Here is a 23428-nt window from a genome sequence, read left to right on the forward strand (position 1 = left end):
GGGCACCTTCCCCCTCCGGGGGAAGGAAGTCAGCGGTGCTTCCAGGCGGCCTTGCGCTTCTCGGCGAAGGCGGCCATGCCCTCCGCCCGGTCCTCGAAGGCGAAGGTGGCGTGGAAGGTGCGGCGCTCGAAGCGCACGCCCTCGGCCAGCGTGGTCTCGAAGGCGCGGTTGACCGACTCCTTGGCCACCATGGTCGCGGGCAGCGACATCGAGGCGATCTTCTCCGCCGTCTTGATGGCCTCGGCCATCAGATCGGCAAGCGGCACGACACGACTCACCAGGCCACAGCGCTCCGCCTCGGCGGCGTCCATCATGCGGCCAGTGAGCACCATGTCCATCGCCTTGGACTTGCCGACGAAGCGCGGCAGGCGCTGCGTGCCGCCGGCGCCGGGAATGGTGCCGAGCGTGATCTCGGGCTGGCCGAACTTCGCGTTGTCGGCGGCGATGATGAAGTCGCACATCATCGCCATCTCGCAGCCGCCGCCCAGGGCGTAGCCCGCGACGGCCGCGACGATCGGCTTGCGCACCTGGCTCACGCGCTCCCAGCCGACGGTGATGAAGTCCTTCATGAACACGTCCTGGTAGGACTGGTCCTTCATCTCCTTGATGTCGGCGCCGGCGGCGAAGGCCTTGTCGCTGCCGGTCAGCACCATGCAGCCGATATTGGCGTCGGCTTCAAAGGCATCGAGCGCCTGGCCCAGCTCCTTGACGAGTGCGGCGCACAACGCGTTGAGCGCCTGCGGCCTGTTCAGTCGAACGATGCCGACGCGGCCCTTGGTTTCGGTGGTGATGTTCTCGTAGGCGGCCACGCGTCCCTCCATGGCGAAGTGGTATTGATTCCAAGACGACTCAGCGTTGGCAGCGTGCGCAATAGAAGGTCGAGCGTCCCGACTGCACGATGCGCCGCACGGCACGGCCGCAATCCGGCGTCGGACACAGGGCGCCTTCCTTGTCGTAGACCGAGAAGCGCGTCTGGAAGTAGCCCAGCTCGCCGTCGGGCTGCATATGATCGCGCAGGGTCGAGCCGCCATCGTGGATCGAGCGCGCGAGCACGTCCTTGATCGCCGCCATCAGCCTGATGGCGCGGTCTTCCCTGACGGTGTGGGCCGAGCGCCGGGGCGAGATGCCGGCGTGATAGAGCGCCTCGCAGGCGTAGATGTTGCCGACGCCGACCAGCACGCGCTGATCGAGCAGCGCCGCCTTGATCGGCGTGCGCTTGCCTTTCAGGCGCGCTGCCAGGGCGATGCCGTCGAAGCTCTCGTCCAGCGGCTCGGGGCCCAGCCCGGCGAACAGCTTGTGGCTGGCGACCTCCGAATCGCTCATCAGCAGCACCAGGCCGAAGCGACGCGCATCGTTGAAGCGGATCTGCCAGCCATCGTCGGTCTCGAACACGACATGGTCGTGCGCGTCGAAGGGCCTGGCGTTGGCCTCACGGGCGGGCACCAGGGCCATGCGGCCGGACATGCCCAGATGCACGACGATGGTTTCGCCGCCCTCCAGCCGCCACAGCATGTACTTCGCCCGCCGTTCCAGATGGCGCACGCGACGGCCCTCGACGCGCTGGGCGAACCTCGCCGGCATCGGCACCCGCAGATCCTTGCGCCGCTGGATCAGCCTGCTGATGCGCCGCCCCTCCAGACGCGGGGCCAGGCCGCGCATCACGGTCTCGACTTCGGGTAGCTCGGGCATGGCTGGTGCGCGGACGACAGATCAGGGGAGGGGATGCTATAGGGCTGCCCGCCATAGCACACTCCCTGCCGATGCGCCGCACGCTCCCGCCGATCCTCCGTCTCGTTCTCGGCGCGTTGTGGCTCGTCGCCGGACTGGCGCTCGCCGGCGGCTTCATGACCGAGATCGAGCTCTACAGCCACTTCCAGCCGGCGCTGCTGGCGGCCTGCCTGGCGGCGGCGGCGCTGGGCGCCGTCCTGCGCCAGTGTGTGGCCGGCCTGGGATCGTTGCTCCTGGCGCTGGCCCTGGGCTGGAGCACGGTGCCCTATCTCTGGCCGCCATCGGCCTTGCCGCCGCAATCCGGTCCGCAGCCGATCCGCATCCTGTGGGCCAATCTGCAGAACTGGTCGACCTCGGGCGAGGCGCTCGACACCGTGCTCGAGGATGCCCGGGCCGACCTCGTCGTGCTCACCGAGCTCTCGGCCCGGCATGTTCGGTCGGTCGAGCGCGCCCGCGCGCGCTGGCCCCACCACACCCGCTTTCCGCGCGGCTCGGCCTTCGAGGTCCTGATGCTGAGCCGCTGGGCGCCGCGGGAACTGCGCTTCCACGAGCCGCTCGGCGATGAGTATCCGATCCTCGATGCACTGATCTGCCCCGGCGCCGATCTCGATGGCTGGGCCGGGGCCTGCATGTCGCTGGTCGCGCTCCACGCGGTGCGGCCGGCGCTGCCGGGCGGCTTCGTCGGCGTGGCACCAACGCGGCGCGACAGGATGCTCGGCGTCGCCACCGAAGTGTCGCGGAGGCGCATCGCCGAGAACCATCGTGTCGTGCTGATGGGCGACTTCAACGCCACGCCGTGGTCGGTGGCCTTCCGGCGCGTGCTCGACGACACCGGGTTGCTCGACAGCGCCACGCAGCCTGCCCTGCGGCCGCGCTGGACGCGCCCGACCTGGTTCTCGCGCTGGCCGGGCCTGGGCCTGCCGATCGACCATGTCCTGCTGTCGCCGACCTGGCGCATCCACGAGCGCCGCCTGGGACCGTTCTTCGGTTCCGACCATCGGCCGCTGGTGATCGAGCTCAGCCCAATCGGCCGCAGCGGCTGAGGTTTGGGTGGCATGGCGGCAGGCCCGGCGGCGGTCTATATCCAAGGCATGAGTGGGGAGACCGACCCGTCCGGCACGGCGCCGTTCGGCCTGCGCGACGTGCCCGTCGCGGAAAAGGCCGGCCTGGTGCGCCAGGTCTTCGACAGCGTTGCGCGGCGCTACGACCTGATGAACGACCTGATGTCGTTCGGCGTGCATCGCCTCTGGAAGGACACCCTGGTCGACCGGCTGGCGCCGCGTCCGGGCATGCGCTTCATCGATGTCGCCGGCGGCACGGGCGATATCGCCTTTCGCATCGCCGGCCGGCTGGGCAAGGCCGCCGACATCACGGTCTGCGACATCAACGCCACCATGCTGGGGGTCGGGCGCGATCGCGCCGTCGACCGCAACCTGCTGCACGGCCTGGCCTGGGTGGCCGGCGACGCCGAGGCGCTGCCCTTCCCGGATCGCAGCTTCGACGCCTATACGATCGCCTTCGGCCTGCGCAACGTCACGCGCATGGAGCAGGCGCTGGGCGAGGCGCGGCGCGTGCTGCGGCCGGGCGGGCGCTTTCTCTGCCTCGAGTTCAGCCGGGTCAGCCTGCCGGCCCTGGCGGCGATCTTCGAGCGATACTCGGCGACCATGCTGCCGACCATCGGCGGGCTGGTCGCCGGCGATCGCGAGTCCTACCGCTACCTGCATGAAAGCATCCAGCGCCACCCGCCGCAGCGCGAGCTGGCGGCGATGATGGAGCGCGCCGGGCTGGCGCAGGTGGGCTGGCGCGACCTGTCGGGCGGCATCGTGGCGCTGCACGGCGGCTGGCGCGTATGAGCGGCGCCGGATGATCAGGCCGCTGCGCAATTCGCTGCGCCTGGCGCGCCTGGCCTACACTTTGGCGCGCCACGACGCGCTGTTTCCGCTCGAGGTTGTCGGCGTGGTGCCCAGCGTCGTGGCGATCGCCCGGCTGGTGCGCCGGCGCGGCGATCGGCGCCGGCCGGGCGAGCGGCTGGCGGCGGCGCTGTCGCAGATGGGGCCGAGCTTCATCAAGTTCGGCCAGGCGCTGTCGACGCGCGCCGATCTGCTGAGCGAGCAGGTCGCGCTTGATCTCAGCCAGCTGGTCGATCACCTGCAGCCGTTTCCCGGCGCCGAGGCGCGACGCACCATCGAGCTGGAGCTGGGCAAGCCGATCGGCGAGCTGTTTGCGCGCTTCGACGATGCGGCGATCGCCGCCGCCTCGATCGCCCAGGTGCACTACGCCGAGACCATCGCCGGCGACAAGGTCGCGGTGAAGGTGCTGCGGCCGGGCATCGAGGCCGCCTTCGCGCGCGATCTCGACCTGTTCTACTGGCTGGCCGAGCTGGTCGAGGTGGCGCGCCCGCAATTCCGCCGGCTGAAGCCGGTGGAGACCGTGCGCGCCTTCGCCGAGGTGACGCGCACCGAGATGGATTTGCGCATGGAGGCCGCCGCGGCGCAGGAGCTGGGCGAGAACTTCGTCGACGAGCCGGGCTACCGCACGCCGCGCATCTACTGGGATCTCTCGGCGCGGCGGGTTCTGACCATGGAGCGCATCGACGGCATCCCGATCGGCGAGCGCGAGCGGCTGCTGGCGGCCGGCCACGACGTCAACGAGGTGCTGCGCAAGAGCGCCGAGGCCTTCTTCTACCAGGTGTTCCGCGACGGCTTCTTCCACGGCGACATGCATGGCGGCAACGCCTTCGTCGAGCCCTCGGGCACCATCGTGCCGGTCGATTTCGGCATCATGGGCCGGGTCGACGCCGACACGCGCGGCTATCTCGCCGAGCTGCTCATCGCCTTTCTGCGCCGCGACTACCGGGCCGTGGCCGAGGTGCAGTTCCGCGCCGGCTTCGTGCCGCTCGACCAGTCGGTCGAGCTGTTCGCCCAGGCCTGCCGCTCGATCGGCGAGCCGATCTTCGGCAAGCCCTCGAACCAGATCTCGATCGGCCGTCTGCTGGCGCAGCTGCTGCGCGTCACCGAGCGCTTCGAGATGGCGGCGCAGCCGCAACTGCTGCTGCTGCAGAAGACCATGCTGATGGCCGAGGGCATGGGCACCAAGCTCAATCCCGAGGTCAACATCTGGGAGCTGGCGCGGCCCTTGATCGAGGACTGGATGCGCCGCCATTTCGGCCCGCGCGCGCGGCTGGAGCGCGCTGCGGCGGAGACGCTCGAGGGCGTGCGCCGCGTGCCGCGCCTGCTGCAGACGCTCGACAAGCTGGCCGAGAACGAGCGCCGTCGCGTCGAGCTGCAACGCCTCGCCCCGCCGCGCTGGAGCATGGGGCGGCCGACCTGGAGCGGCGTGCTGGCGGCGCTGGCATTGCTCGCGGCGGCGCTGGCGTGGTGGCGCTGAGCGTTCCGTCCATTCTGGACCAGTCATCGATTCCGGCGGCACGCCGCGCGATGTATCTTGCCACCATCAGTTCGGCGTTGCTCAGCCAGGAGGATTGATCGCTTCGCGAGACGGCCGCGCCCCGCTCTTTCCTTCGGCGCCCCGGTGCATCGCCTCGTTTTTGTCTTCCATGTGTCTCCCCCAAAGGAACTTCGCCCGTCGGCTTCGCTGGCGGGCATTTTTTTCGGATGGCGCTGTACTGACTGCATTATTTGTGCGTATTTCGCCGCCTCCAGAGGTGGCGCCGGGATGGGAGTGATGGACCGCATGCGTGTTCTCGTCGTCGACGACGAACCCGACATCGTACGCGAGCTGGCGGTGCTGCTGCGCCGCCGGGGCTTCGCCGTCCATACCGCCGAATCGGTGAACGGCGCGCGCAAGGCGCTGGCCGACGGCCCCTTGCCGCACGCCATCGTCTCCGACGTGCGCATGCCCGACGGCAGCGGCCTGGAATTGCTCGACGAGGACATGGGCGAGACCCCGCCCGGCATCATCTATGTCAGCGGCCATCTCGAGGGCGCCGAGGCCAAGGCCGTGGTCCAGCGCGGCGCGCTCGCCGTCCTGCCCAAGCCCGTTGACACGAGGCGCCTGGTCGGCCTGCTGCGCGAGCATGGCAGCCGCGCCCGCCGCTGATTGACCGGGCGATCGCCCGGCCGGACGCGCTAGAATGCACGCCGGAGGACGCGCCCATGGAACTGATTGCGCTGGGTCCCGGCTTCGGCGTCGAGGTGCGGGGCGTCAACCTGATCGACGTGGCGTCGAGTGCCGAGGCCTACGAAGCAGTGCGCGCGGCGTTCGAGGAGCACTCGGTGCTGCTGTTCCGCGACCAGCGGATCAGCGACGACGTGCAGGTCGCCTATTCGCGCGCCTTCGGGCCGCTGGAGCTGTCCAAGGTCGGCTCGCTGGGCCACGGCACGTTCTACGGCGTGCTGCGCAATTTCGACGCCGACGGCAACATCGTGCCCGACGACCACAAGGAGGCGCTGCGCGCCCGGGCCAACCAGCTCTGGCATACCGACAGCTCGTTCAAGCGCTCGCCGGCGCTGGCCTCGGTGCTGTCGGCGCGCACCATCCCCGATCGCGGCGGCGAGACGCAGTTCACCTCGACGCGGCTGGCCTGGGAGCGCCTGCCGCCGGCCACCCAGGCGAAGCTGAAGGACCTGGTCGTCTGGCACAGCTACGCCACCTCGCGCGACCAGATCTCGCCCAGGCTGATGTCGCCGGCCGAGCGCGCGGCCTTGCCGGCGGTCGACTGGCGCATGACCTGGCGCAACCCGGTCAATGGCCGCACCGCGCTGTACATCGCCTCGCATGCCGGGGCGATCGGGGGCATGGGCGACAACGAGGCCAAGGCGCTGCTCGGCGGTCTGATCGAGGACGCCACGCGCGAGGAGTACACCTACCTCCACACCTGGCGGCCGGGCGACGTGGTGATGTGGGACAACCGCGCCACCATGCACCGCGGCCGCCCGTGGCCCGGCGACCAGATCCGCCACATGGTGCGCACGACGATCTCGGCGACCGACCGGGACGGCGTGCCGCATGTCCTGCCGATGGCGGCATAGCGCAGCCCGCTCCATGCGCGGCATCCTGGGCGCGCTCCTGCTGATGCTGGCCGCGGTGCAGGCCGCCGGCGCGCAGACGCCGCCATTTCTCGCCGGCATCACACGGCTTGCGGTCGACGCCACGCCGTCATTCGACACCCTGGTGATCTACCCGACCCAGGCCGGCGAAGCGCCGGTCGAGCTCGGGCCATTCGTCGTGATCGCCAGTCCCGAAGCGGCCATTGCCCGGCCGGCGGCGGGCGACCGCTTTCCCATCGTGCTCTTCTCGCACGGCAATGGCCGCGGGTCGGGCACACCGCTGCCGCATCGTCTTCTTCTGCTTGGTCTGGCTCGCGAGGGGTTCATCGTCGTGGCGCCGTTCCATGCCGGCGCGGCCCGGCCATTCGTCGAGCGGCCGCGCCAGATGCGCCGGGCGCTGGAGGCCCTGCGTGCCGATTCCCGCTTCACGGCCCACGCCGACACGACGCGGGTCGGAGTCATGGGTTTCTCGTTCGGCGGCGCGGTGGCGATCCTGCTTGCCGGCGGCGCGCTCGACCTGGCGCATCTGTCGGCTTACTGCCGGGCGCACGCCGAGGACCGTCGCGCCTGCGACGGCATTCCGACCGACGACTCACTGACCAATATTCCCGCGCGCCGGTCCGCCGATGCGATGGACGTCAGGGCCCTCGTGCTCCTCGAACCTTTCGGAGCGCCCTTTCAGCGCAGCGGGCTGGCGGCGCTCGACATGCCGGTCCTGATCTATCGCGCGACAGGCAGCGATCTTCGCAGCGCGGGCAACGCCCTGGCGCTCGCCCGGGCACTGCCACGCATTCCGCGCGTGGTCGCAGTGCCTGGCGGTCACTTCGTCTTCGTCGATCCCTGCCCGCCGGCCTTGATGGCCGAGGCGCGTCAGGTATGTGTCGATGCGCCGGGAGTCGACCGGTCCGCCCTGCATCGGCAGATGCTGCCGGCGATCAACGAATTTCTCAGCGGTGCCTTGCGGTGACCATGCGCCCTTGCGGATCGGCTATTCCCTCCTTTATCAGGGTAGAATTGGTCTGGCGGCGACCTGAGCGGAGGGCCTCGGCGACCCCATGCTGACCGGCAAGCGCATCCTGCTGATCCTGAGCGGCGGCATCGCCGCGTTCAAATGCCACGACCTGATCCGCCGCCTGCGCGAGCGCGGCGCGTCGGTGCGCTGCGTGCTGACCCCGGCGGCGGCGAAGTTCGTCACGGCGATGTCGCTGCAGGCGCTGAGCGAGGACAAGGTCTACAGCGATCTGTTCTCGCTGACCGACGAGAGCGAGATGGGCCACATCAACCTGTCGCGTCAGGCCGACCTGCTGGTCGTCGCGCCGGCCAGCGCCAATATCCTGGCCCGCATGGCCCAGGGCCTGGCCGACGACCTGGCGACCACCGTGCTGCTGGCGACCGACAAGGCGGTGCTGGCGGCGCCGGCGATGAACGTGCGCATGTGGCTGCACCCCGCCACCCAGGCCAATGTCGAGACCCTGCGCGCCCGCGGCGTCGCCTTTGTCGGGCCCAACGAGGGCGCGATGGCCTGCAACGAGTTCGGGCCGGGCCGCATGGCCGAGCCGCTGGAGATCGTCGCCGCCGTCGAGGCCTATTTCATGGGCCGCCTGCCGGCGGCCGAGCCGCCGCCGCTGATCGCCGGCCCCTCGGTGATCCGCATGGCGCCCGAGACCATGGGTGGGGCGATCGCCCATCGTCCATTGACGGGGCGGCGTGCCGTCGTCACCTCGGGGCCGACACGCGAGGCGATCGACCCGGTGCGCTACATCTCCAACCATTCGTCAGGCAAGCAGGGGCACGCCATCGCCGGCGCCCTGGCGGCGCTCGGCGTCGACGTCACCCTGGTCACCGGGCCGGTCAATGTCGCCGATCCCGCGGGCGTGAAGGTCGTGCGCGTCGAATCGGCCGACGACATGCTGGCCGCCTGCCGGGCCGCCCTGCCGGCCGATATCGCCATCTGCGCCGCCGCGGTCGCCGACTGGAAGGTGCGCAACGCCGCCAACGGCAAGCTCAAGAAGGTGCCGGGCGTGGCGCCGCCGGCGCTCGAGCTGGTGCCCAACCCCGACATCCTGGCGACCTTGGCGGCCGCGGGGCCGCAGCGCCCGGCCCTGGTCGTGGGCTTTGCGGCCGAGACCGAGAACGTCGTCGCCAACGCCGTGGCCAAGCGCGAGCGCAAGGGATGCGACTGGATCGTGGCCAACGACGTGTCGCCGGCCACGGGAACTTTCGGCGGCGATCGCAATACCGTGCATCTTGTGACGCTCTCGGGCGTTGAAGCGTGGCCGACCTTGGCGAAGGACGCCGTGGCGGAAGAACTCGCGCGTCGGGTTGTCCGTCACTTCGACAGGGGCGGTGCTGCGGCCGCGTCCTGACGGCTGGAATGGAGTGGGGCATGGCCAACGGGGATCTGGGCGCGACGGCGGAGGTCGATGTGCGCATCGCGGTGACTCGCCTGCCCCATGCGGCCGACCTGCCCTTGCCGGCCTATGCCACCGACCAGGCCGCCGGCATGGACCTGCTGGCGGCCGTCACGGCGGATCTCGTGCTGCCCTCGCTCGGTCGGGCGATCGTGCCCACCGGCCTGGCCATCGCCCTGCCGCCCGGCTGGGAGGCGCAGGTGCGGCCGCGCTCCGGGCTGGCCGCCAAGAGCGGCGTCACCGTCGCCAACGCCCCGGGCACAGTCGACGCCGACTATCGCGGCGAGGTCGGCGTGATCCTGGTCAATCTCGGCGCCGAGCCCTTCACCGTCATCCGTGGCATGCGCATCGCCCAGATGGTGATCGCCCGGCACGCGCGGGCTGCCTGGGACGAGGTCGAGGCGCTGCCGCAAAGCGCGCGCGGCGCCGGCGGCTTCGGCTCGACCGGGCTGAAGGGTTGAGGAGGCGTCGCGGTGCCGAGCCTCAGCCGGAAGACCATGTTCGCCATCGAGGCGGTGCTCGACGTCGCCTTCAACGCCGGCGACCAGCCGGTGCGCAGCGGCGACATCACGCGTCGCCAGAAGATCCCCAAGCGCTATCTCGAGCAGGTGCTGCAGCACTTGGTGCGCGCCGGCATCCTCGCCGGCAAGCGCGGCCCGCGCGGCGGCTACAAGCTCGGCCGCGAGCGCCGGCTGATCACGCTGGGCGAGATCATCCGCGTCGTGCGCACGCTCGAGGCCGAGACCGAGCCGGACGAGGATACCGGCTCGGCACTGGCGCACGAGGTGGTGTGGCCGACCTGGCACCGCCTGCGCGAGGAGCTGATGAGCAAGCTCGACGCCATCACCATCGAGGATCTCTGCCGCGATGCGCGCGAGCGCGGCGTGCAGAGCGAGCCGGGCGACCGGCTGGAGTTCCATATATGAGCGATGTTCCCAGCGTCATCCTGCCGTCCGGGGCGACCATGCCGGCCTTCGGCCTGGGTACCTGGCGCATGGGTAACGAGCGCAGCCGGCGCAAGCAGGAGACCGACGCCATCGCCCACGCCATCGATATCGGCTATCCGATGATCGACACGGCGGAGATGTACGGCGAGGGCGTCGCCGAGGAGGCGATCGCCGACGCCCTGCAGGGCCGCAAGCGCGACGCAGTCTATCTCGTCAGCAAGGTCTATCCGCACAACGCCTCGAAGCTCGGCACCGTCGCGGCCTGCGAGCGCAGCCTGAAGCGGCTGAAGACCGATCGCATCGATCTCTATCTGCTGCACTGGCGCGGCCAGCATCCCTTTGCCGAGACCATCGCGGGCTTCGAGCGCCTGCGCCGCGACGGCAAGATCGGGGACTACGGCGTCAGCAATTTCGACCGCGACGACATGGAGGAATGGGCGGCGCTCGACGGCGGGCGCTGCGGCACCAACCAGGTGATGTACAACCTGGCGCGCCGCGGCATCGAGTTCGACCTCGTGCCGTGGCAGCGCCAGCACAAGATCCCGGTCATGGCCTACTCGCCGCTCGACCAGGGCCCGCTGCTGCGCCACGCCACGCTGAAGGCGATCGCCGAGCGCCACGCCGCCACCCCGGCGCAGATAGCGCTCGCCTGGCTGCTGCGCCAGGAGGGCATGGTGGCGATCCCCAAATCCGCCGACCGCTCGCGCGTCGCCGAGAATCTCGGCGCGTTGAAGGTCAGGCTCACCGACGCCGACATCGCCGAGCTCGACCGCGCCTTCCCGCCTCCCAGACGCAAGACGTCGCTGGCGATGAGTTGAGTCCCTTCCCCCGGAGGGGGAAGGTGCCCGAAGGGCGGAAGGGGGATGTCGAAGCCGAACGCAGGAGCCCGTCTTCGACATCCCCCTTCCGTCGCTGCGCGCCACCTTCCCCCTCCGGGGGAAGGGAAGACTCACGCGTACGGGTCGGCGATTCCCATCGCGGCAAGCAGCCGTGTTTCCAGTCGCTCCATCCGCCGCGCCTGGCGCTCGCCCTGCTCGTGGTCGTAGCCCAGCAGATGCAGCGTGCCGTGCATCACCAGATGCGTCAGGTGATCGGCCGGCCGCTTACCCTGCTCGCGCGCCTCGCGCAGCACCGTCTGCCGCGCCAGCACGATGTCGCCGAGGAATGGCTTGTCGCCCGGGAAGGACAGGACGTTGGTCGGCTTGTCCTTGCCGCGATAGGCGCGGTTGAGGCGGCGCACGGCGGCATCGCTGTCGAGTGCGATGGCAAGAGAGATGTGGTCCGGCAGGCGCCTGCCGCCGCCGTCGATGGCGGCCCGTGCCGCACGGCGGCAGATCGCGCGGGCCGTGCGCAGCGAGCCAAGCCAGCGCCGATCGAGAACCTCGACGTCGATGGTCACGTCGCCGGCTGGCCGGCGGCGCGGCGGCGGTCGCGCGCGTCGTAGGCGCGCACGATGCGGGCAACGAGGTCGTGGCGCACCACGTCGCGGTCGCTGAAATTGACGAAGCGCACGCCCTCGACGCCGTTCAGCGTATCGATCGCGTCGCGCAGGCCCGACGGCACGCCCGGCGGCAGGTCGATCTGGCTGAGATCGCCGGTGATCACCATGCGCGAGCCCTCGCCCAGACGCGTGAGGAACATCTTCATCTGCATGGCCGTGGTGTTCTGCGCCTCGTCGAGGATGACGAAAGCGTGCGCCAGCGTGCGGCCGCGCATGAAGGCCAGCGGCGCGACCTCGATCTCGCCCGACTCCAGGCGCTTGTCGATCTGGTCGGCCGGCAGCATGTCGTGCAGCGCGTCGTAGAGCGGGCGCAGGTAGGGATCGACCTTGTCCCTGAGGTCGCCGGGCAGGAAGCCCAGCCGCTCGCCGGCCTCGACCGCCGGCCGCGACAGGATGATGCGCTCGACCGAGCCGGCGGTCAGCATCGACACCGCCATGGCGACGGCGAGGTAGGTCTTGCCGGTGCCGGCGGGCCCCAGCCCGAAGACCAGGTCGCGGTCGCGGATCGCCTCGACATAATCGCGCTGCATCGGCGAGCGCGGCTGGATCACGCGGCGGCGGGTGCGGATGGTCACGGCGTCGCCGCCCGGCGCGCCGCCGCCGACCTGGGCGAAGCGCACGGCGGCATCAACGTCGCCGGCCTCGACTGTCTGGCCGCGACGCAGGCGTTCGTAGAGCGCGCCGATCGCGGCGCCGGCCTGGGCCACCGACTCGCTGGCGCCGGCGATGGCCAGCTGGTTGCCGCGGCTGTCGATGCGCACGCCCAGCAGCTGCTCGACGCGCACGAGGTTGCGGTCGTGCTGGCCGACCAGGGTCTGCAAGAGCGCGTTGTCGTCGAAGCTCATGCGGCGCACGTCGTTGCCGCGCTGCAGGGTGTCGTCGCTCACGCCGCCACTCCCAGCCCGCTGACCACGTCGCCGGCGAGGCTGTTGGCATGGCCGCTGGCGATACGCACCTCGACCAGGCGTCCGATCAGGCGCTCGGGTGCCTGGGCATGCACCGACTGCAGCCAGGGCGACTTGCCGATCAGCTGGCCCTCGCGCCGGCCGCGCTCCTGGAACAGCACTTCGACCGTCCGGCCCGCCATGCCTTCGTTGAACGCGCTCTGTTGCGCGCGCAGCAGCGCCTGCAGCGCCGCCAGCCGCGCATCCTTCACCGCCTCGGGCACCTGGCCGGACATCGCCGCGCCGGGCGTGCCCGGGCGCATGCTGTACTTGAAGGAGAAGGCGGCGGCGAAGCCGACTTCCTCGATCAGCCGCATGGTGTCGTCGAACTCCGCGTCGCTCTCGCCGGGGAAGCCGACGATGAAGTCGGAGGACAGCGCGATGTCCGGCCGCGCCGCGCGCAGCTTCTCAACGATGCGCAGGTAGAGATCGCGGCGATGCTGGCGGTTCATCGCCTCGAGCACGCGATCCGAGCCGGACTGCACCGGCAGGTGCAGGTAGGGCATCAGCGCCGGCACGTCGCGATGCGCGGCGATGAGATCGTCGTCCATGTCGCGCGGATGCGAGGTGGTGTAGCGCAGGCGGCGCACGCCCTCGATCTCGGCCAGGGCGCGGATCAGGCGCGCGAGGCTCCAGGTCGAGCCGTCCGGCGACTCGCCGTGCCAGGCGTTGACGTTCTGGCCCAAAAGCGTGAGCTCGAGCGCGCCCGCGGCCACCAGGCCGTGCGCCTCGGCGAGGATCGCGGCGGCCGGCCGCGAGTACTCCGCCCCGCGCGTATAGGGCACGACGCAGAAGGTGCAGAACTTGTCGCAACCCTCCTGGATCGACAGGAAGGCCGAGCCGCCGGCGACCGCGGTGGGCGCCGGCAGGAAGTCGAACTTGGGCTCGGCCGGGAAATCGGTGTCGAGCACGCCGGCACCGCGGCTGCCGCTTCGCGCGCCGGCGGCCCGCTCGGCCCGCGCCACCATCTCGGGCAGGCGGTGGTAGGCCTGCGGTCCGACCACGATATCGACCATGGGCGCGCGGCGCAGGATCTCCTCGCCTTCGGCCTGCGCCACGCAGCCGGCGACGGCGACCACCAGATCGGCGCCCGCGGCGCGCCGCTCCTCGCGCTGCAGGCGCAGGCGGCCGAGCTCGGAGAACACCTTCTCCGAGGCCTTCTCGCGGATATGGCAGGTGTTGAGCACCACCATGTCGGCGTCGTGCTGCGACTCGGTCAGCGCGTAACCGAGCGGCCGCAGCAGGTCGGCCATGCGCTGCGAATCGTAGACGTTCATCTGGCACCCGTAGGTGCGGATGAAGAGCTTACGGCGCGGCGCGGCCTTGGTCGGCTGTGTGGTCTCGGTCATGCGTTCGGGTCGGGCCGCGCTCGCACCGTGCGGGTCGCGGTCGGCGCCTCCTTATCACCACACGTCAGGGGCGTCGAGTCGGGCGCGATCTCCGTTCCCCGCAGGGGCCGGGTGATCGCATATGGCGAATCTCATGCATTCCCCCGCGGGCGGGGGAAGGTATGAAATGCAGCCCCATGCGATCGTCCCGCCCCTCCGGGGGAACGGAGCAAAGTGCTACTCCGCCGCCTTGGGCAGTGGCCGGGCCGGCTCGCCGCGGTTGATCGCCTGCAGGCACTGGGAGCAGACGCGGAAGCAATGGTCGGAGAGCTTCTTGCGGTCGCCGAACATCGTGATGTCGACCGGTTCGTGGAACTGGATCACCACGCTGCATTCGCCCAGCTTGCAGACGTTCCACAGATGGCCGGCGAGCTCCATGTCGCCGTACCAGGTGAAGTAGGGCCGCCAGTAGCGGCCCAGCGGAATGCCGTCGAGCCTCGTGTAGGCGACGGTGAAGGGCTGCACGCGCAGCGGCTTGCCTCCCGGCGTGACCTGGGCCACGGCGAACAGCGCGCTGCGGAAGGGCAGCACGCGTGTGCCGTCGCTGCTGGTGCCCTCCGGGAACAGGATCAGGCTGTCGCCCGACTCGAGCCGGCCGATGATGCTGTCTCGGCTCTCGCGCGTGGCGCGCGTGCGACGCTCGACGAAGACCGTGCGCTGCAGCTTGGCCAGCACGCTGAAGAACGGCCAGGTCGCCACTTCGGCCTTGGCGACGAAGGAGCAGGGCATCGTCGAGCCCAGGGTCTCGATGTCGAGATAGGAGACGTGGTTGCCGACATAGAGCGTCGGCGACTCGGTCGAGCGCGTGCCGCGCACCTCGATCTTCAGGCCGAGGATGAGGCAGACGAGGCGGTGGTAGCAGTAGGGCAGGCCACGCGTCACCGGGCCGACGCGCAGCAGAACGGCCAGCGCCTGGACCGGGATCAGGGTCAGGGTGAGGATCGCGTAGGTGATCAGGCGGAACGTGGCGCGTCCGGACGAACCGAGCGAGGGCGCGGCCTCGCGGAAGGCGCGATTCTCCGCCGAGATCGACGATTTCATTCCGCGTCGCGCTGGGCGCGCTCGTAGTGCCGGAAGTACTTCTCGGTCACCAGATCGGTCTTCACGACGATGCAGACATCGACCGTATTGAACTGACTGTCGATCACCGCGCCGTCGCCGACGAAGCCGCCCAGCCGCAGATAGCCCTTGATCAGCGGCGGCACCATGCGCTCGGCCAGCTTCGCGTCGTAGCTGCCCGACGGCAGCAGGTTCATGTCGACGTAACGCTCGGGCAGGGCGCGGGCGCGCAGCTCGGGCGGTGCGAGGTGCTTCTGGTAGAGATAGGACAGCGGCAGGGCGAGGCGCTGCAGGTCGTTGCCTGGCAGGCTGGCGCAGCCGAACAGCATCTCGATGTCGAAGTGCGAGACGTAGGTGGCGATGCCGCGCCACAGCATGTTCATGGTCGCCCCGTTGCGCGCCGAGGCATCGACGCAGGAGCGGCCGACCTCCAGCACCTCGCCCGGCCAGTCGACCAGGCGGGAGATGTCGTATTCGGCGGCCGAGTAGAAGCGGCCATAGGCAGCCGCGGCGCTACGCCGGATCAGGCGGTAGGTACCGACGATCGAGGCAGCGCCGGCGCGGCGGCGGTCGATCACCAGCAGATGGTCGCACAGCGCGTCGAAATCGTCCAAGTCGCGCCGCTGCGCCTCCATCTCGGGCGTCGGCCGCGCCGCCATCTCCTCGTAGAAGACGCGGTAGCGCAGCGCCTGCGAGGCGTCGAGGTCGGCCTCGTCACGCGCCAGACGAACCTCGAGGTCGCCGGCGACGATCGGGGGTAGGCTGCTGTCGAACCGACGGGGCACGGGGCTCCGGTCGATGGCGGCGCTGCTCATGCGGGCATTATCGGGCGGCGCGGGCCAGCGTCCACCGGTTTTTATCGTCCGGGAGCCTTCTTGGCGTGGGCGTCCTCGGCATCGACCGGCACGGCGTAGAGCTCGAGGCGATGGTCGACGAGGCGATAGCCCAGCTTGCGGGCGATGGTCCGCTGCAGCTCCTCGATCTCCTCGCTGTTGAACTCGACCACCTTGCCCGAATGCAGGTCGATCAGGTGATCGTGGTGCGCGTGGGTCGCTTCCTCGTAGCGCGAGCGACCGTCGCGGAAATCGTGGCGCTCGAGGATCGCCGCCTCCTCGAACAGACGCACCGTGCGATACACCGTGGCGATCGAGATGCGCGAATCGATCGCGGTGGCCCGCTTGTGCACAGCCTCGACGTCGGGATGGTCGTCCGCCTCCGACAGCACGCGCGCGATCACCCGGCGCTGCTCCGTCATCTTCAGGCCCTTGTCGATGCAGCGCTGCTCGAGACGCGATTTGGCAGGTGTCGACACGGTGACGCTCCGAAGTGGCTGGTGGCTCCAGTCCTCGGCCCCTCTATACAGTGTTCGCCCCGGGCGTCGCCACCCGAGTTGCGGCGCTGAGAGTCGTTCGCGCCTTTGTCCCTGACGATTGTCAGGCCTTTCCGGAGCGCGCCACCCTCGCCCGCATGCGCTTGGTGCCGAGGCCGACCTTCTTGGCGAGCGCGCTGCGCACCTTGGAATAGCTCGGCGCCACCATCGGGTAGTCGGCCGGCAGGCCCCATTTCGCACGGTACTGGTCAGGGGTCATGCCGTACGCGCTCATCAGATGGCGCTTCAACATCTTGTGCTTGGAGCCATCCTCGAGACAGACAAGGTAGTCCTTGGTAATGGACTTCTTGACCGGAACCGCCGGATCGCGCTTCACCCCGAGGGCGGGGGCGCCGCCCTGCACGCCGTTCAGGGTGCTGAACACCTGCTCGATCAACTTCGGCACGTCGCCGATCGACACCGTATTATTCGACAGATGCGCTGAAACGATCTGCGAAGTCAGTGCAAGAAGATCGGCCGAAGCCGCGGTGTTTTCTGCCATCTTGTCCTTCGCCATGATTTGCCCCAACTGGAGGCCAAGCCCCTATAGTCTGGTATTCGGCCGGGATCAATCCAACTGATGACGAACTCATGGCAAATTGACGATGCAGGTCGATGAAGTGACGGAGATCGACATCACGGGGGACGTGTGCCCCATGACCTTCGTTCGCGTCAAGCTGGCGCTGGAGAGAATGGCGCCCGACGCCACGCTGATGGTGCGACTCAACGATGGCGAGCCGCTGCGCAACGTGCCGCGTTCGGCGCGCGCCGAAGGCTACGTTGTCGAGGAACTGGGACCCGAGAGTCCCGGCGGCCGCGTGCACCACCTGCGCATCACGCGCCAGTGAACTCATTACTTGTACGACAGCGCACGACTCATGACGAGCGCGGCCGCCGCCGGTGCCGCGCCGCGCGCGTAGTAGGACGGCCGCCTGCCGCTCACCGAGAATCCGTGGCGCTCGTACAGGCCGCGCGCCGGCTCGTTGTCCTCGGCGACATCCAGGAAGACGGTGCGCACGGCGCGCGCCGCGCAATCCGCCATTGCCTGTTCCAGCAATCGTGCGGCGCCGCCGCGCCGCCGCCGCTGCGGTGTTACGCCAAGCGTGAGGATCTCCGCCTCGTCGGCCGCGGCGCGCAGCAGGATGAGGCCGCACGCCGCGCCGTCCCCGGGCTCGACGAGCAGATGGCCGAAGCATCCCGGCGTGGCCAGCAGGGCCGAGAACTCGGCGGCTGACCAGGATCGCTCCCATGGCTGCGGAAAGACCAGGCGATACAGCGCCGCGGCCTGGCTGGACTGCGCCGAAGTCATCGGCGCGACGCGCCAGTCGAGCCGATCCACGCTCAGCCTTCGAGGTCGGCGGTCGTGCGCGCGCCGCTGGCGAGCGTGACGTCGGCGCCGCGCAGGTAGAGCGGGCGCGGCGGGCCGCGGTGCGTCCACGCGTCGACGCCGACCGCCAGGGCATGCGCCGCCAGAACGGCCGGGTCGATCTCCGGCGATGAGCTGCCGGGCTCGGCGCGCGCGCCAATGTCGCGCAATTCGCCGACCAGGCGGCGCGCGCCGTCGCCGATGACGATCGCCGGTCGATCCGTCAGGCGCTCGGCCAGCGTCCGCGCCGTTGCCGCGAAAGGCGCTGCGTCGGGCATGGCCATGAAGTAGTCGCCGCGGCCGGACTCGATGGCCACCACGAGCACGCCGTCGGCACGGCCGCGATCGGCCGGCGCGGCGCCGAGCAGCAGGGCGTCCGTCGTGGCGATGCCGGCTACGGGAATGCGCAGCGTCATCGCCAGGCCTCGTGCCATGGCCAGGCCGATGCGCACGCCGGTGAAGCTGCCGGGGCCGATCGTCAGCGCCACCAGATCGAGATCCGACGGGCGCCAATCGGCGCGCCGCAGGGCCTCGTCGATCATCGGCGCCAGCATCGCCGCGTGCCCGCGCGTCATCGCCCGCGCCTCCGACGCCACGATGGCGACCGCTCCGCGCTGCTCGGCGAGCGCCACGGCGCAGCGCGCCAGGCAGGTATCGAGCGCCAGCACGCGCCGGGCCGGGCCGGCGCGCGGCTGGCGCGTCGCCGCCTGGCGCGGCATCCTGGCGTCCATGGACATCGTTGAGATCGCCGCTCCCGCCTTCGACGTCGACATCGCGCTCGCCTACGCGACGCCGGCCAACATAACCGGAAGACCGGTCTACCGGAACGCCCGGTGCTATCTCAACGGCGAAGCCGCGCGGCTATTGGCGCGTGCCGTCGGGCTCGCCGCGCCGCTGGGGCTGCGCCTGCGCATCTTCGACGCGCTCAGGCCGACCGAGGCGCAATGGACGCTCTGGCGCGCCGATCCGAATCCGGAGTTCCTTGCCGATCCGCGCAGAGGCTCGCCGCATTCGCGCGGCGCCGCGGTGGATCTGACCCTGATCGACGGTGCGGGACGCGAGCTCGACATGGGCACCGGTTTCGACGCCTTCACGCCGCTGTCGCATCATGGCCGCACCGACGTATCGATCGCCGCGCAGCGCAACCGCTTCCTGCTGATGGGATTGATGACCGCGGCGGGCTGGGACTTCTACCGGAACGAATGGTGGCATTACCAACTGTTTGACGCCCGGCGCTTCCCGCTGGTTGCCGACGCGGATCTGCCGGCGCCGATGATGCACTAGAGTGACGCGCGCGCGGAGCTTGATACATCCTGTCATCCCGCGCGGTGCGCGGGACGATTCATGCGGCTTCTCTGCTTCTCAGCTCGGCGACAGCCGCGCGCTGTCGAAATCCGAGAGCTGGTTCTCTCGGATGATGTTGCGGACATAGCTGATGTACTGCGCGCCGAGCTGCGAATAGCGCAGCAGCTGGCCGATCAGGACAAAGCCGTCGGGCTGCGTGCCCTGCGAGCGCTGCTTGGCGCGCTCGGCGCGGAACGAGGCGTAGGCGAAATGGGTGTTGAGGTTGAGGAAGTAGGCCTCGACCGAGTCGGCGACGTTGGCGAAGGGCTGCGGCATGGCCGGCCCGGCCTTCCATGGCACGTCGACGGCGTGGCGGCCGCTGGCCTGGATCTGGCCGAACAGCGCGTTGCCGACGCGCGCGGCGTAGGATGTGCCCCAGCCGCTCTCGACGCCGGCCTGGGCGATGGCCATCGACGGCGGCACGATGTCGACGCGCAACAGCATCTCGGAGATGTTGCTGGGATCCGCACCGTAGCGTTCGGCGACGTCGGCCAGCCACAGGCGCTCGGCGACGCTGGGCTCGCCGCCGCGCGCGGCGAGGTCGCGCAGGCGAACGAGCTCGTTGCGATCGGCGAGGATGCGTTCGTTGGCCTCCAGCACGATCGGCAGCAGCGCCTTGATGAACAGCCACTTGCGCTGGTTGCCGTCCCTCAGCGAGCCGAGATCGGCAGGCACGCGATCGATCTGCAGCGCCGGGATCGGCTGGCCGCGCCGCGCGAGGTCGAGCGAGTAGTCGTGAGCGCGGAAGACCTGGGCGAGCTGCTGGGTGTTGGACACGCGCATGGCGACGACGCGGTTGCGGCGCTGGCCTGCATAGGCATGCGACAGCCATCCGTGCATCGGCCGCGCCTCGACCACGGGCGCGCGGGCGGTGGTGACGATGCGCGACAGCGCGGCGTCTACCGCCAGCGCGGCGCTGCGCGCCATCTCGTCGTAGTCCTCGACCACCGTGGCCAGCGCCTCGAGAACCCCGTTCGGCGGCGCGAGCTCGATGGCGGACACCGGCGGCGCCGGCTCGGGCTCGGGCAGAAGGCTCGCGAGCTGCGCGTGCGTCGCCGCGGAATCCGCCAGCTTGGCGTCCTGCGCGGCCTCGCCGATGGCCTTGGCAGGCGCCAGCGCGAAGGCGGCTACGGCACAGGCGCCCAACGCGCCGATCAATGAATATTGGCGCCCGACATCGGACACGCGATGAAGCATGAGCATGGCTGACCGCCTGGCATTGCCTTGACTGCGACGAACGAACGAACCCTTCGGCTTCTGGCAGTGCCAGAAGCCGCCCAACGCTCCGTTGTCCGTTACGCTTGGACTAACCGACCGGACGGACCTCGATCACCTCGGGCACGTAGTGCCTGAGGAGATTCTCGATCCCCATTTTCAGGGTCGCGGTCGAACTCGGGCAGCCCGAACATGAACCCTGCATGTGGAGGTAGACGACGCCGTCATCGAACCGGTCGAACACGATATCGCCGCCGTCCTGCGCCACGGCCGGACGGATGCGCGTGTCCAACAGTTCCTTGATCTGCGCCACCACCTCGTCGTCATCCGCCGCGCCGCCCTCTCCTGACGGCGCGCCGGCCTGCTCCGCGAGCACAGGCTCGCCGGAGGTGTAGTGCTCCATGATGCCGCCCAGGATGGCCGGCTTCATGACTTGCCAGTCGACATCGTCGCCGCGCGTGACGGTGACGAAATCGGAGCCGAGAAACACGCGTCGAACGCCGTCGACCTCGAACAGGCGCCGCGCCAGCGGTGAACGCTCGGCGGCTTCGCGGTCGGCGAAGTCGGCGGTGCCGTTCGGCAGGACCACCCGACCCGGAAGGAACTTCAGGGTCGATGGATTGGGGGTCTGCTCGGTCTGGATGAACATCGCCGGTCTTGTGTCTTTCGGGCTCCGCGGCCGGCCCCTCTCGGCCGTCGCGACATGGGCGAGTTAGTCAGCGGTCAGGTTGGCTTCAAGATCAAATATGTGAGCAAATAGTCATGTTATACGGAAAATCGCGCATTTGGCGTGGTTTATCAACAGCCATTTGGCCATCGTTTTTTATTGTTCTTTTTTTGTGTTCACAAGAGTCAAGAATAAAAACTGTGGATAATTCCATGGACTTACCGCATTGCACACAAGCTTTCTGCACAAAGACTCAGGAAATCGCGTCGATCTGCGCATCGCTCAGGGCGCCGGGCACGATGGTCAACGCGCAGCGCAGGTTGCCGGCGTGCTTGGCGGCGAGCGAGGAGATCAGCGGGCCGGGTCCCTCCGAGCCGGTGCCGGCAGCCAGCACCAGGACAGAGATGGTGGCGTCTTCGTCGAGCAGCTTCAGCAGCTGCTCGCGCCGCCCTCCCTCACGCAGGTGCAGGATCGGCGGCCGGCCGAGCAGGCCGGCGACCTCGTCGCCCACCGCGGCCAGCCGGGATTCGGCCTGCTGGCGTGTTTCCTCTCGCAGCAGATCGCCGATGGCCGCCCAGCTCTGCGGCTCGGGCGGGTCCATGACGTTGAGCAGGGCGACGCGGCCACCGACCCGCTTGGCGCGGCGGCAGGCGTAGCGGATCGCCACGTGCAGCTCCGGCGTGTCGTCGACGACCACGAGGAAGACCCGTTCGCCCGCGGTCTCGGCGGCGCTGATGTCCGACATTGCCTTCCTCCCCGCCTGGGCACCGACCGCCGGCTAGAGCCGGCGGGCCAAGGCACCCGTCACCCATCCTACGAGCAATGCCATGGCGATGGCGAAGCCACCGTACATCGGCGCCTCGTCACGCGCCCATTCCGAGATGTCGGCGCTGAAGCCGGCCTTGCTGACGATCAGCGGCTTGGACACCGCGGCGACAGGCTGCCCGTCGCGCAGCACATAGGCGGTGATCTCGTAGTCGCCGACCGGCAGGCGCGAGGGAAACTGCAGCTCGGCGCGGAACAGCCGGCCGGCCAGCACCGTGATCGGCGTGACGCCTTCCGGGTAGAGGCCGTCGCGCTGCTTGGCCTCGACCAGGCCGCGCTCGAAGGCCCGCAATTCCGCGGCCGAGCGCCGCTGGGCGCCCTGGGCGCGAATCGCGGCCAGCCGCTCAGCGAGCGTGATCGACACGCCGGGCACGCCGTCGGCGGGCATGATCTGCGCCAGCGGTCGGGTGGCGGCGATGGCGTAGTAAACCGGCACGTCATCGAAGGTCTGGCGCGCGCCGGTGACCCACAGGCCCATCACGCGCTCCTTGCGCAGCACCGTCTGGCGCGAGGGCGCACCGCTCACCGTGACGATGACGTCGCCCGGCGCGTCAAGGGCGCCATAGACCAGGATGTCGGTGCCGGCGAAGGCCGAGGTGATGGACACGCGCGGCCGCGACAGGTCGAACAGCAGGCTCTGGGCGGCGGCCGGCAGCGCGGCGGCCAGCAGCGTGACGGCGGCAAGCATTGCGGCGAGGAGGGTGACGACAAGCCGGGTCATGGTCCGCGCACCGCCTCGCCCAGGGTATAGATGGCGCCCGGCGGGGCGAAGAGCTCGAACAGCAGTTCCAGCGCCATGCCGAGGATCAGGAGCGCCAGCAGCCCGCGCAGCTGGAAGCTCGGCAGCTTCGCCGCCACCCGCCCGCCGATCGGCGCGCCGACCGCGCCGCCGATGATCAGCAGCAGGGCGAGCACGACATCGACGGTCTGATTCTGGGTCGCCTGCAGGAAGGTGACGTTGATGGCGACGAAGACGATCTGGAACAGGGAGGTGCCGATCACCATCAGGGTCGGCATGCCCAGGATGTAGATCATCGCCGGCACCAGGATGAAGCCGCCGCCGATGCCGAGGATCGCCGACAGCACGCCGATGACGAAGCCCAGCCCGAGCGGCAGCAGCGCGCTGATGTAGAGGCGGGACTTGTAGAAGCGCATCTTCAGCGGCAGGCGGTGCACCAGGTAGTGCTGGTGCAGCTTGCGCCTTGGCGCCTCGGGATTGCGCCGGCGTCGCCAGGTGCGCACGCTTTCGACCAGCATCAGCACGCCGATGCTGCTCAGCAGCAGCACGTAGCCGATGGCGATCGTCAGGTCGATCTGGCCGATGCGCTTGAGGATACCGAAGATCCAGATGCCGGCGGTCGAGCCGAACAGGCCGCCCAGCAGCATGATCAGGCCCATGCGCACGTCGACGTTGCCGCGCTGGAACTGGGTCAGCAGGCCCGATACGGAGGTGGCGATCACCTGGTTGGCCTGGGTCGCCACGGCCACCGCCGGCGGCACGCCGACGAAGATCAGCAACGGGGTCAGCAGGAAGCCGCCGCCGACGCCGAACATGCCGGCCAGCACGCCCGCGACCGCGCCCAGCGCCAGCAGCAGCGGCCAGGTCAGCGAGAGCTCGGCGATGGGGAGGTAGACTTCCACGACTGCGCTTCCAG

Annotated in this window: 28 protein-coding genes; 12 read left to right on the forward strand and 16 right to left on the reverse strand. The window is 69.7% G+C overall.

Annotation, left to right across the window (positions count from 1 at the left end; genetic code table 11):
- Positions 1 to 29: 29 nt before the first annotated feature.
- Positions 30 to 821 (reverse strand): enoyl-CoA hydratase, encoded by a 792-nt coding sequence (locus KF889_29910; GenBank protein ID MBX3503679.1) that lies wholly within the window; start codon positions 819 to 821, stop codon positions 30 to 32.
- Between the two features lie 28 nt (positions 822 to 849).
- Positions 850 to 1689, reverse strand: coding sequence for a bifunctional DNA-formamidopyrimidine glycosylase/DNA-(apurinic or apyrimidinic site) lyase (gene mutM / locus KF889_29915; GenBank protein ID MBX3503680.1), 840 nt, complete (start codon positions 1687 to 1689; stop codon positions 850 to 852).
- 71 nt (positions 1690 to 1760) lie between these two features.
- Between mutM and KF889_29920 the strand changes: the two genes are divergently transcribed.
- The 10 genes from KF889_29920 to KF889_29965 all read left to right on the forward strand — a co-directional run bounded on the left by KF889_29920 (position 1761) and on the right by KF889_29965 (position 10913).
- Entirely contained in the window at positions 1761 to 2771 is a 1011-nt protein-coding gene (locus tag KF889_29920) for an endonuclease/exonuclease/phosphatase family protein (protein ID MBX3503681.1), read from the forward strand.
- Between the two features lie 48 nt (positions 2772 to 2819).
- Positions 2820 to 3581 carry a bifunctional demethylmenaquinone methyltransferase/2-methoxy-6-polyprenyl-1,4-benzoquinol methylase UbiE gene (gene ubiE / locus KF889_29925; GenBank protein MBX3503682.1) on the forward strand — a complete coding sequence of 254 codons (762 nt, stop codon included), beginning with the start codon at positions 2820 to 2822 and terminating at the stop codon, positions 3579 to 3581.
- Between the two features lie 10 nt (positions 3582 to 3591).
- Complete coding sequence (gene ubiB / locus KF889_29930; GenBank protein MBX3503683.1) at positions 3592 to 5115, forward strand: 2-polyprenylphenol 6-hydroxylase; 1524 nt, start codon at positions 3592 to 3594, stop codon at positions 5113 to 5115.
- Positions 5116 to 5412: 297 nt separating this feature from the next.
- Complete coding sequence (locus tag KF889_29935; protein MBX3503684.1) at positions 5413 to 5787, forward strand: response regulator; 375 nt, start codon at positions 5413 to 5415, stop codon at positions 5785 to 5787.
- A gap of 56 nt (positions 5788 to 5843) precedes the next feature.
- Positions 5844 to 6719, forward strand: coding sequence for a TauD/TfdA family dioxygenase (locus tag KF889_29940; protein MBX3503685.1), 876 nt, complete (start codon positions 5844 to 5846; stop codon positions 6717 to 6719).
- 13 nt (positions 6720 to 6732) lie between these two features.
- Positions 6733 to 7704, forward strand: coding sequence for a dienelactone hydrolase (locus KF889_29945; GenBank protein MBX3503686.1), 972 nt, complete (start codon positions 6733 to 6735; stop codon positions 7702 to 7704).
- An 88-nt stretch (positions 7705 to 7792) separates the two neighbouring features.
- Positions 7793 to 9103: a bifunctional phosphopantothenoylcysteine decarboxylase/phosphopantothenate synthase gene (locus KF889_29950; protein MBX3503687.1), complete on the forward strand. Its 1311-nt coding sequence runs from the start codon at positions 7793 to 7795 to the stop codon at positions 9101 to 9103.
- A gap of 20 nt (positions 9104 to 9123) precedes the next feature.
- Positions 9124 to 9609 (forward strand): dUTP diphosphatase, encoded by a 486-nt coding sequence (gene dut, locus KF889_29955; GenBank protein ID MBX3503688.1) that lies wholly within the window; start codon positions 9124 to 9126, stop codon positions 9607 to 9609.
- A gap of 12 nt (positions 9610 to 9621) precedes the next feature.
- Positions 9622 to 10074 carry an Rrf2 family transcriptional regulator gene (locus tag KF889_29960; protein MBX3503689.1) on the forward strand — a complete coding sequence of 151 codons (453 nt, stop codon included), beginning with the start codon at positions 9622 to 9624 and terminating at the stop codon, positions 10072 to 10074.
- A complete protein-coding gene (locus tag KF889_29965; protein MBX3503690.1) occupies positions 10071 to 10913 on the forward strand; it encodes an aldo/keto reductase in 843 nt (280 codons plus the stop codon). The genes KF889_29960 and KF889_29965 overlap by 4 nt, the downstream gene beginning before the upstream one ends.
- Positions 10914 to 11044: 131 nt before the next feature.
- Here the strand turns inward: KF889_29965 and ybeY are convergent, their stop codons facing one another.
- From ybeY to KF889_30000, 7 genes are all read right to left on the reverse strand, one after another.
- Entirely contained in the window at positions 11045 to 11488 is a 444-nt protein-coding gene (ybeY, locus tag KF889_29970; protein ID MBX3503691.1) for an rRNA maturation RNase YbeY, read from the reverse strand.
- A 2-nt stretch (positions 11489 to 11490) separates the two neighbouring features.
- Positions 11491 to 12441, reverse strand: coding sequence for a PhoH family protein (locus tag KF889_29975; GenBank protein MBX3503692.1), 951 nt, complete (start codon positions 12439 to 12441; stop codon positions 11491 to 11493).
- 38 nt (positions 12442 to 12479) lie between these two features.
- Positions 12480 to 13889 (reverse strand): tRNA (N6-isopentenyl adenosine(37)-C2)-methylthiotransferase MiaB, encoded by a 1410-nt coding sequence (gene miaB, locus KF889_29980; protein ID MBX3503693.1) that lies wholly within the window; start codon positions 13887 to 13889, stop codon positions 12480 to 12482.
- A gap of 216 nt (positions 13890 to 14105) precedes the next feature.
- Positions 14106 to 14969, reverse strand: a complete 864-nt coding sequence (locus tag KF889_29985) for a 1-acyl-sn-glycerol-3-phosphate acyltransferase (GenBank protein ID MBX3503694.1) — start codon at positions 14967 to 14969, stop codon at positions 14106 to 14108.
- Entirely contained in the window at positions 14966 to 15802 is an 837-nt protein-coding gene (locus KF889_29990) for a GNAT family N-acetyltransferase (protein ID MBX3503695.1), read from the reverse strand. Before KF889_29990 ends, KF889_29985 begins: the two co-directional genes overlap by 4 nt.
- A 41-nt stretch (positions 15803 to 15843) precedes the next feature.
- On the reverse strand, positions 15844 to 16242 hold the full coding sequence (locus tag KF889_29995; GenBank protein MBX3503696.1) for a transcriptional repressor: 399 nt from the start codon (positions 16240 to 16242) through the stop codon (positions 15844 to 15846).
- A gap of 178 nt (positions 16243 to 16420) precedes the next feature.
- The gene (locus tag KF889_30000) at positions 16421 to 16858 is read right to left on the reverse strand and encodes a MucR family transcriptional regulator (protein MBX3503697.1); all 438 of its coding nucleotides are present in this window, start codon (positions 16856 to 16858) and stop codon (positions 16421 to 16423) included.
- A 103-nt stretch (positions 16859 to 16961) separates the two neighbouring features.
- Between KF889_30000 and KF889_30005 the strand changes: the two genes are divergently transcribed.
- The gene (locus KF889_30005) at positions 16962 to 17204 is read left to right on the forward strand and encodes a sulfurtransferase TusA family protein (protein ID MBX3503698.1); all 243 of its coding nucleotides are present in this window, start codon (positions 16962 to 16964) and stop codon (positions 17202 to 17204) included.
- Positions 17205 to 17209: 5 nt separating this feature from the next.
- Here the strand turns inward: KF889_30005 and KF889_30010 are convergent, their stop codons facing one another.
- Positions 17210 to 17665, reverse strand: coding sequence for a GNAT family N-acetyltransferase (locus tag KF889_30010; protein MBX3503699.1), 456 nt, complete (start codon positions 17663 to 17665; stop codon positions 17210 to 17212).
- Between the two features lie 32 nt (positions 17666 to 17697).
- The gene (gene tsaB, locus KF889_30015) at positions 17698 to 18459 is read right to left on the reverse strand and encodes a tRNA (adenosine(37)-N6)-threonylcarbamoyltransferase complex dimerization subunit type 1 TsaB (protein MBX3503700.1); all 762 of its coding nucleotides are present in this window, start codon (positions 18457 to 18459) and stop codon (positions 17698 to 17700) included.
- Between tsaB and ddpX the strand changes: the two genes are divergently transcribed.
- Complete coding sequence (gene ddpX / locus KF889_30020) at positions 18452 to 19006, forward strand: D-alanyl-D-alanine dipeptidase (protein ID MBX3503701.1); 555 nt, start codon at positions 18452 to 18454, stop codon at positions 19004 to 19006. The genes tsaB and ddpX overlap by 8 nt on opposite strands.
- Positions 19007 to 19084: 78 nt before the next feature.
- Here the strand turns inward: ddpX and KF889_30025 are convergent, their stop codons facing one another.
- The 5 genes from KF889_30025 to KF889_30045 form a co-directional block, all read right to left on the reverse strand.
- The gene (locus KF889_30025; GenBank protein ID MBX3503702.1) at positions 19085 to 20269 is read right to left on the reverse strand and encodes a glucosaminidase domain-containing protein; all 1185 of its coding nucleotides are present in this window, start codon (positions 20267 to 20269) and stop codon (positions 19085 to 19087) included.
- Positions 20270 to 20372: 103 nt separating this feature from the next.
- Positions 20373 to 20930 carry a NifU family protein gene (locus tag KF889_30030; protein MBX3503703.1) on the reverse strand — a complete coding sequence of 186 codons (558 nt, stop codon included), beginning with the start codon at positions 20928 to 20930 and terminating at the stop codon, positions 20373 to 20375.
- A 271-nt stretch (positions 20931 to 21201) separates the two neighbouring features.
- Complete coding sequence (locus KF889_30035) at positions 21202 to 21693, reverse strand: universal stress protein (GenBank protein MBX3503704.1); 492 nt, start codon at positions 21691 to 21693, stop codon at positions 21202 to 21204.
- A 33-nt stretch (positions 21694 to 21726) separates the two neighbouring features.
- On the reverse strand, positions 21727 to 22494 hold the full coding sequence (locus tag KF889_30040; protein MBX3503705.1) for a TIGR02186 family protein: 768 nt from the start codon (positions 22492 to 22494) through the stop codon (positions 21727 to 21729).
- Positions 22491 to 23414 (reverse strand): sulfite exporter TauE/SafE family protein, encoded by a 924-nt coding sequence (locus tag KF889_30045; protein MBX3503706.1) that lies wholly within the window; start codon positions 23412 to 23414, stop codon positions 22491 to 22493. The genes KF889_30040 and KF889_30045 overlap by 4 nt, the downstream gene beginning before the upstream one ends.
- Between the last annotated feature and the right edge of the window lie 14 nt (positions 23415 to 23428).

The sequence above is a fragment of the Alphaproteobacteria bacterium genome (assembly GCA_019635875.1).
Classification (GTDB): domain Bacteria; phylum Pseudomonadota; class Alphaproteobacteria; order Reyranellales; family Reyranellaceae; genus JAFAZJ01.

Bases quoted from the DNA above. Each gene is read 5' to 3' on its own strand.
- KF889_29910 (MBX3503679.1), bottom strand. From the start codon at position 821: ATGGAGGGACGCGTGGCCGCCTACGAGAACATCACCACCGAAACCAAG.
- mutM (MBX3503680.1), bottom strand. From the start codon at position 1,689: ATGCCCGAGCTACCCGAAGTCGAGACCGTGATGCGCGGCCTGGCCCCG.
- KF889_29920 (MBX3503681.1), top strand. From the start codon at position 1,761: ATGCGCCGCACGCTCCCGCCGATCCTCCGTCTCGTTCTCGGCGCGTTG.
- ubiE (MBX3503682.1), top strand. From the start codon at position 2,820: ATGAGTGGGGAGACCGACCCGTCCGGCACGGCGCCGTTCGGCCTGCGC.
- ubiB (MBX3503683.1), top strand. From the start codon at position 3,592: ATGATCAGGCCGCTGCGCAATTCGCTGCGCCTGGCGCGCCTGGCCTAC.
- KF889_29935 (MBX3503684.1), top strand. From the start codon at position 5,413: ATGGACCGCATGCGTGTTCTCGTCGTCGACGACGAACCCGACATCGTA.
- KF889_29940 (MBX3503685.1), top strand. From the start codon at position 5,844: ATGGAACTGATTGCGCTGGGTCCCGGCTTCGGCGTCGAGGTGCGGGGC.
- KF889_29945 (MBX3503686.1), top strand. From the start codon at position 6,733: ATGCGCGGCATCCTGGGCGCGCTCCTGCTGATGCTGGCCGCGGTGCAG.
- KF889_29950 (MBX3503687.1), top strand. From the start codon at position 7,793: ATGCTGACCGGCAAGCGCATCCTGCTGATCCTGAGCGGCGGCATCGCC.
- dut (MBX3503688.1), top strand. From the start codon at position 9,124: ATGGCCAACGGGGATCTGGGCGCGACGGCGGAGGTCGATGTGCGCATC.
- KF889_29965 (MBX3503690.1), top strand. From the start codon at position 10,071: ATGAGCGATGTTCCCAGCGTCATCCTGCCGTCCGGGGCGACCATGCCG.
- KF889_29975 (MBX3503692.1), bottom strand. From the start codon at position 12,441: ATGAGCTTCGACGACAACGCGCTCTTGCAGACCCTGGTCGGCCAGCAC.
- miaB (MBX3503693.1), bottom strand. From the start codon at position 13,889: ATGACCGAGACCACACAGCCGACCAAGGCCGCGCCGCGCCGTAAGCTC.
- KF889_29985 (MBX3503694.1), bottom strand. From the start codon at position 14,969: ATGAAATCGTCGATCTCGGCGGAGAATCGCGCCTTCCGCGAGGCCGCG.
- KF889_29990 (MBX3503695.1), bottom strand. From the start codon at position 15,802: ATGAGCAGCGCCGCCATCGACCGGAGCCCCGTGCCCCGTCGGTTCGAC.
- KF889_29995 (MBX3503696.1), bottom strand. From the start codon at position 16,242: ATGACGGAGCAGCGCCGGGTGATCGCGCGCGTGCTGTCGGAGGCGGAC.
- KF889_30000 (MBX3503697.1), bottom strand. From the start codon at position 16,858: ATGGCAGAAAACACCGCGGCTTCGGCCGATCTTCTTGCACTGACTTCG.
- KF889_30005 (MBX3503698.1), top strand. From the start codon at position 16,962: ATGCAGGTCGATGAAGTGACGGAGATCGACATCACGGGGGACGTGTGC.
- KF889_30010 (MBX3503699.1), bottom strand. From the start codon at position 17,665: ATGACTTCGGCGCAGTCCAGCCAGGCCGCGGCGCTGTATCGCCTGGTC.
- ddpX (MBX3503701.1), top strand. From the start codon at position 18,452: ATGGACATCGTTGAGATCGCCGCTCCCGCCTTCGACGTCGACATCGCG.
- tsaB (MBX3503700.1), bottom strand. From the start codon at position 18,459: ATGTCCATGGACGCCAGGATGCCGCGCCAGGCGGCGACGCGCCAGCCG.
- KF889_30025 (MBX3503702.1), bottom strand. From the start codon at position 20,269: ATGCTCATGCTTCATCGCGTGTCCGATGTCGGGCGCCAATATTCATTG.
- KF889_30030 (MBX3503703.1), bottom strand. From the start codon at position 20,930: ATGTTCATCCAGACCGAGCAGACCCCCAATCCATCGACCCTGAAGTTC.
- KF889_30035 (MBX3503704.1), bottom strand. From the start codon at position 21,693: ATGTCGGACATCAGCGCCGCCGAGACCGCGGGCGAACGGGTCTTCCTC.
- KF889_30040 (MBX3503705.1), bottom strand. From the start codon at position 22,494: ATGACCCGGCTTGTCGTCACCCTCCTCGCCGCAATGCTTGCCGCCGTC.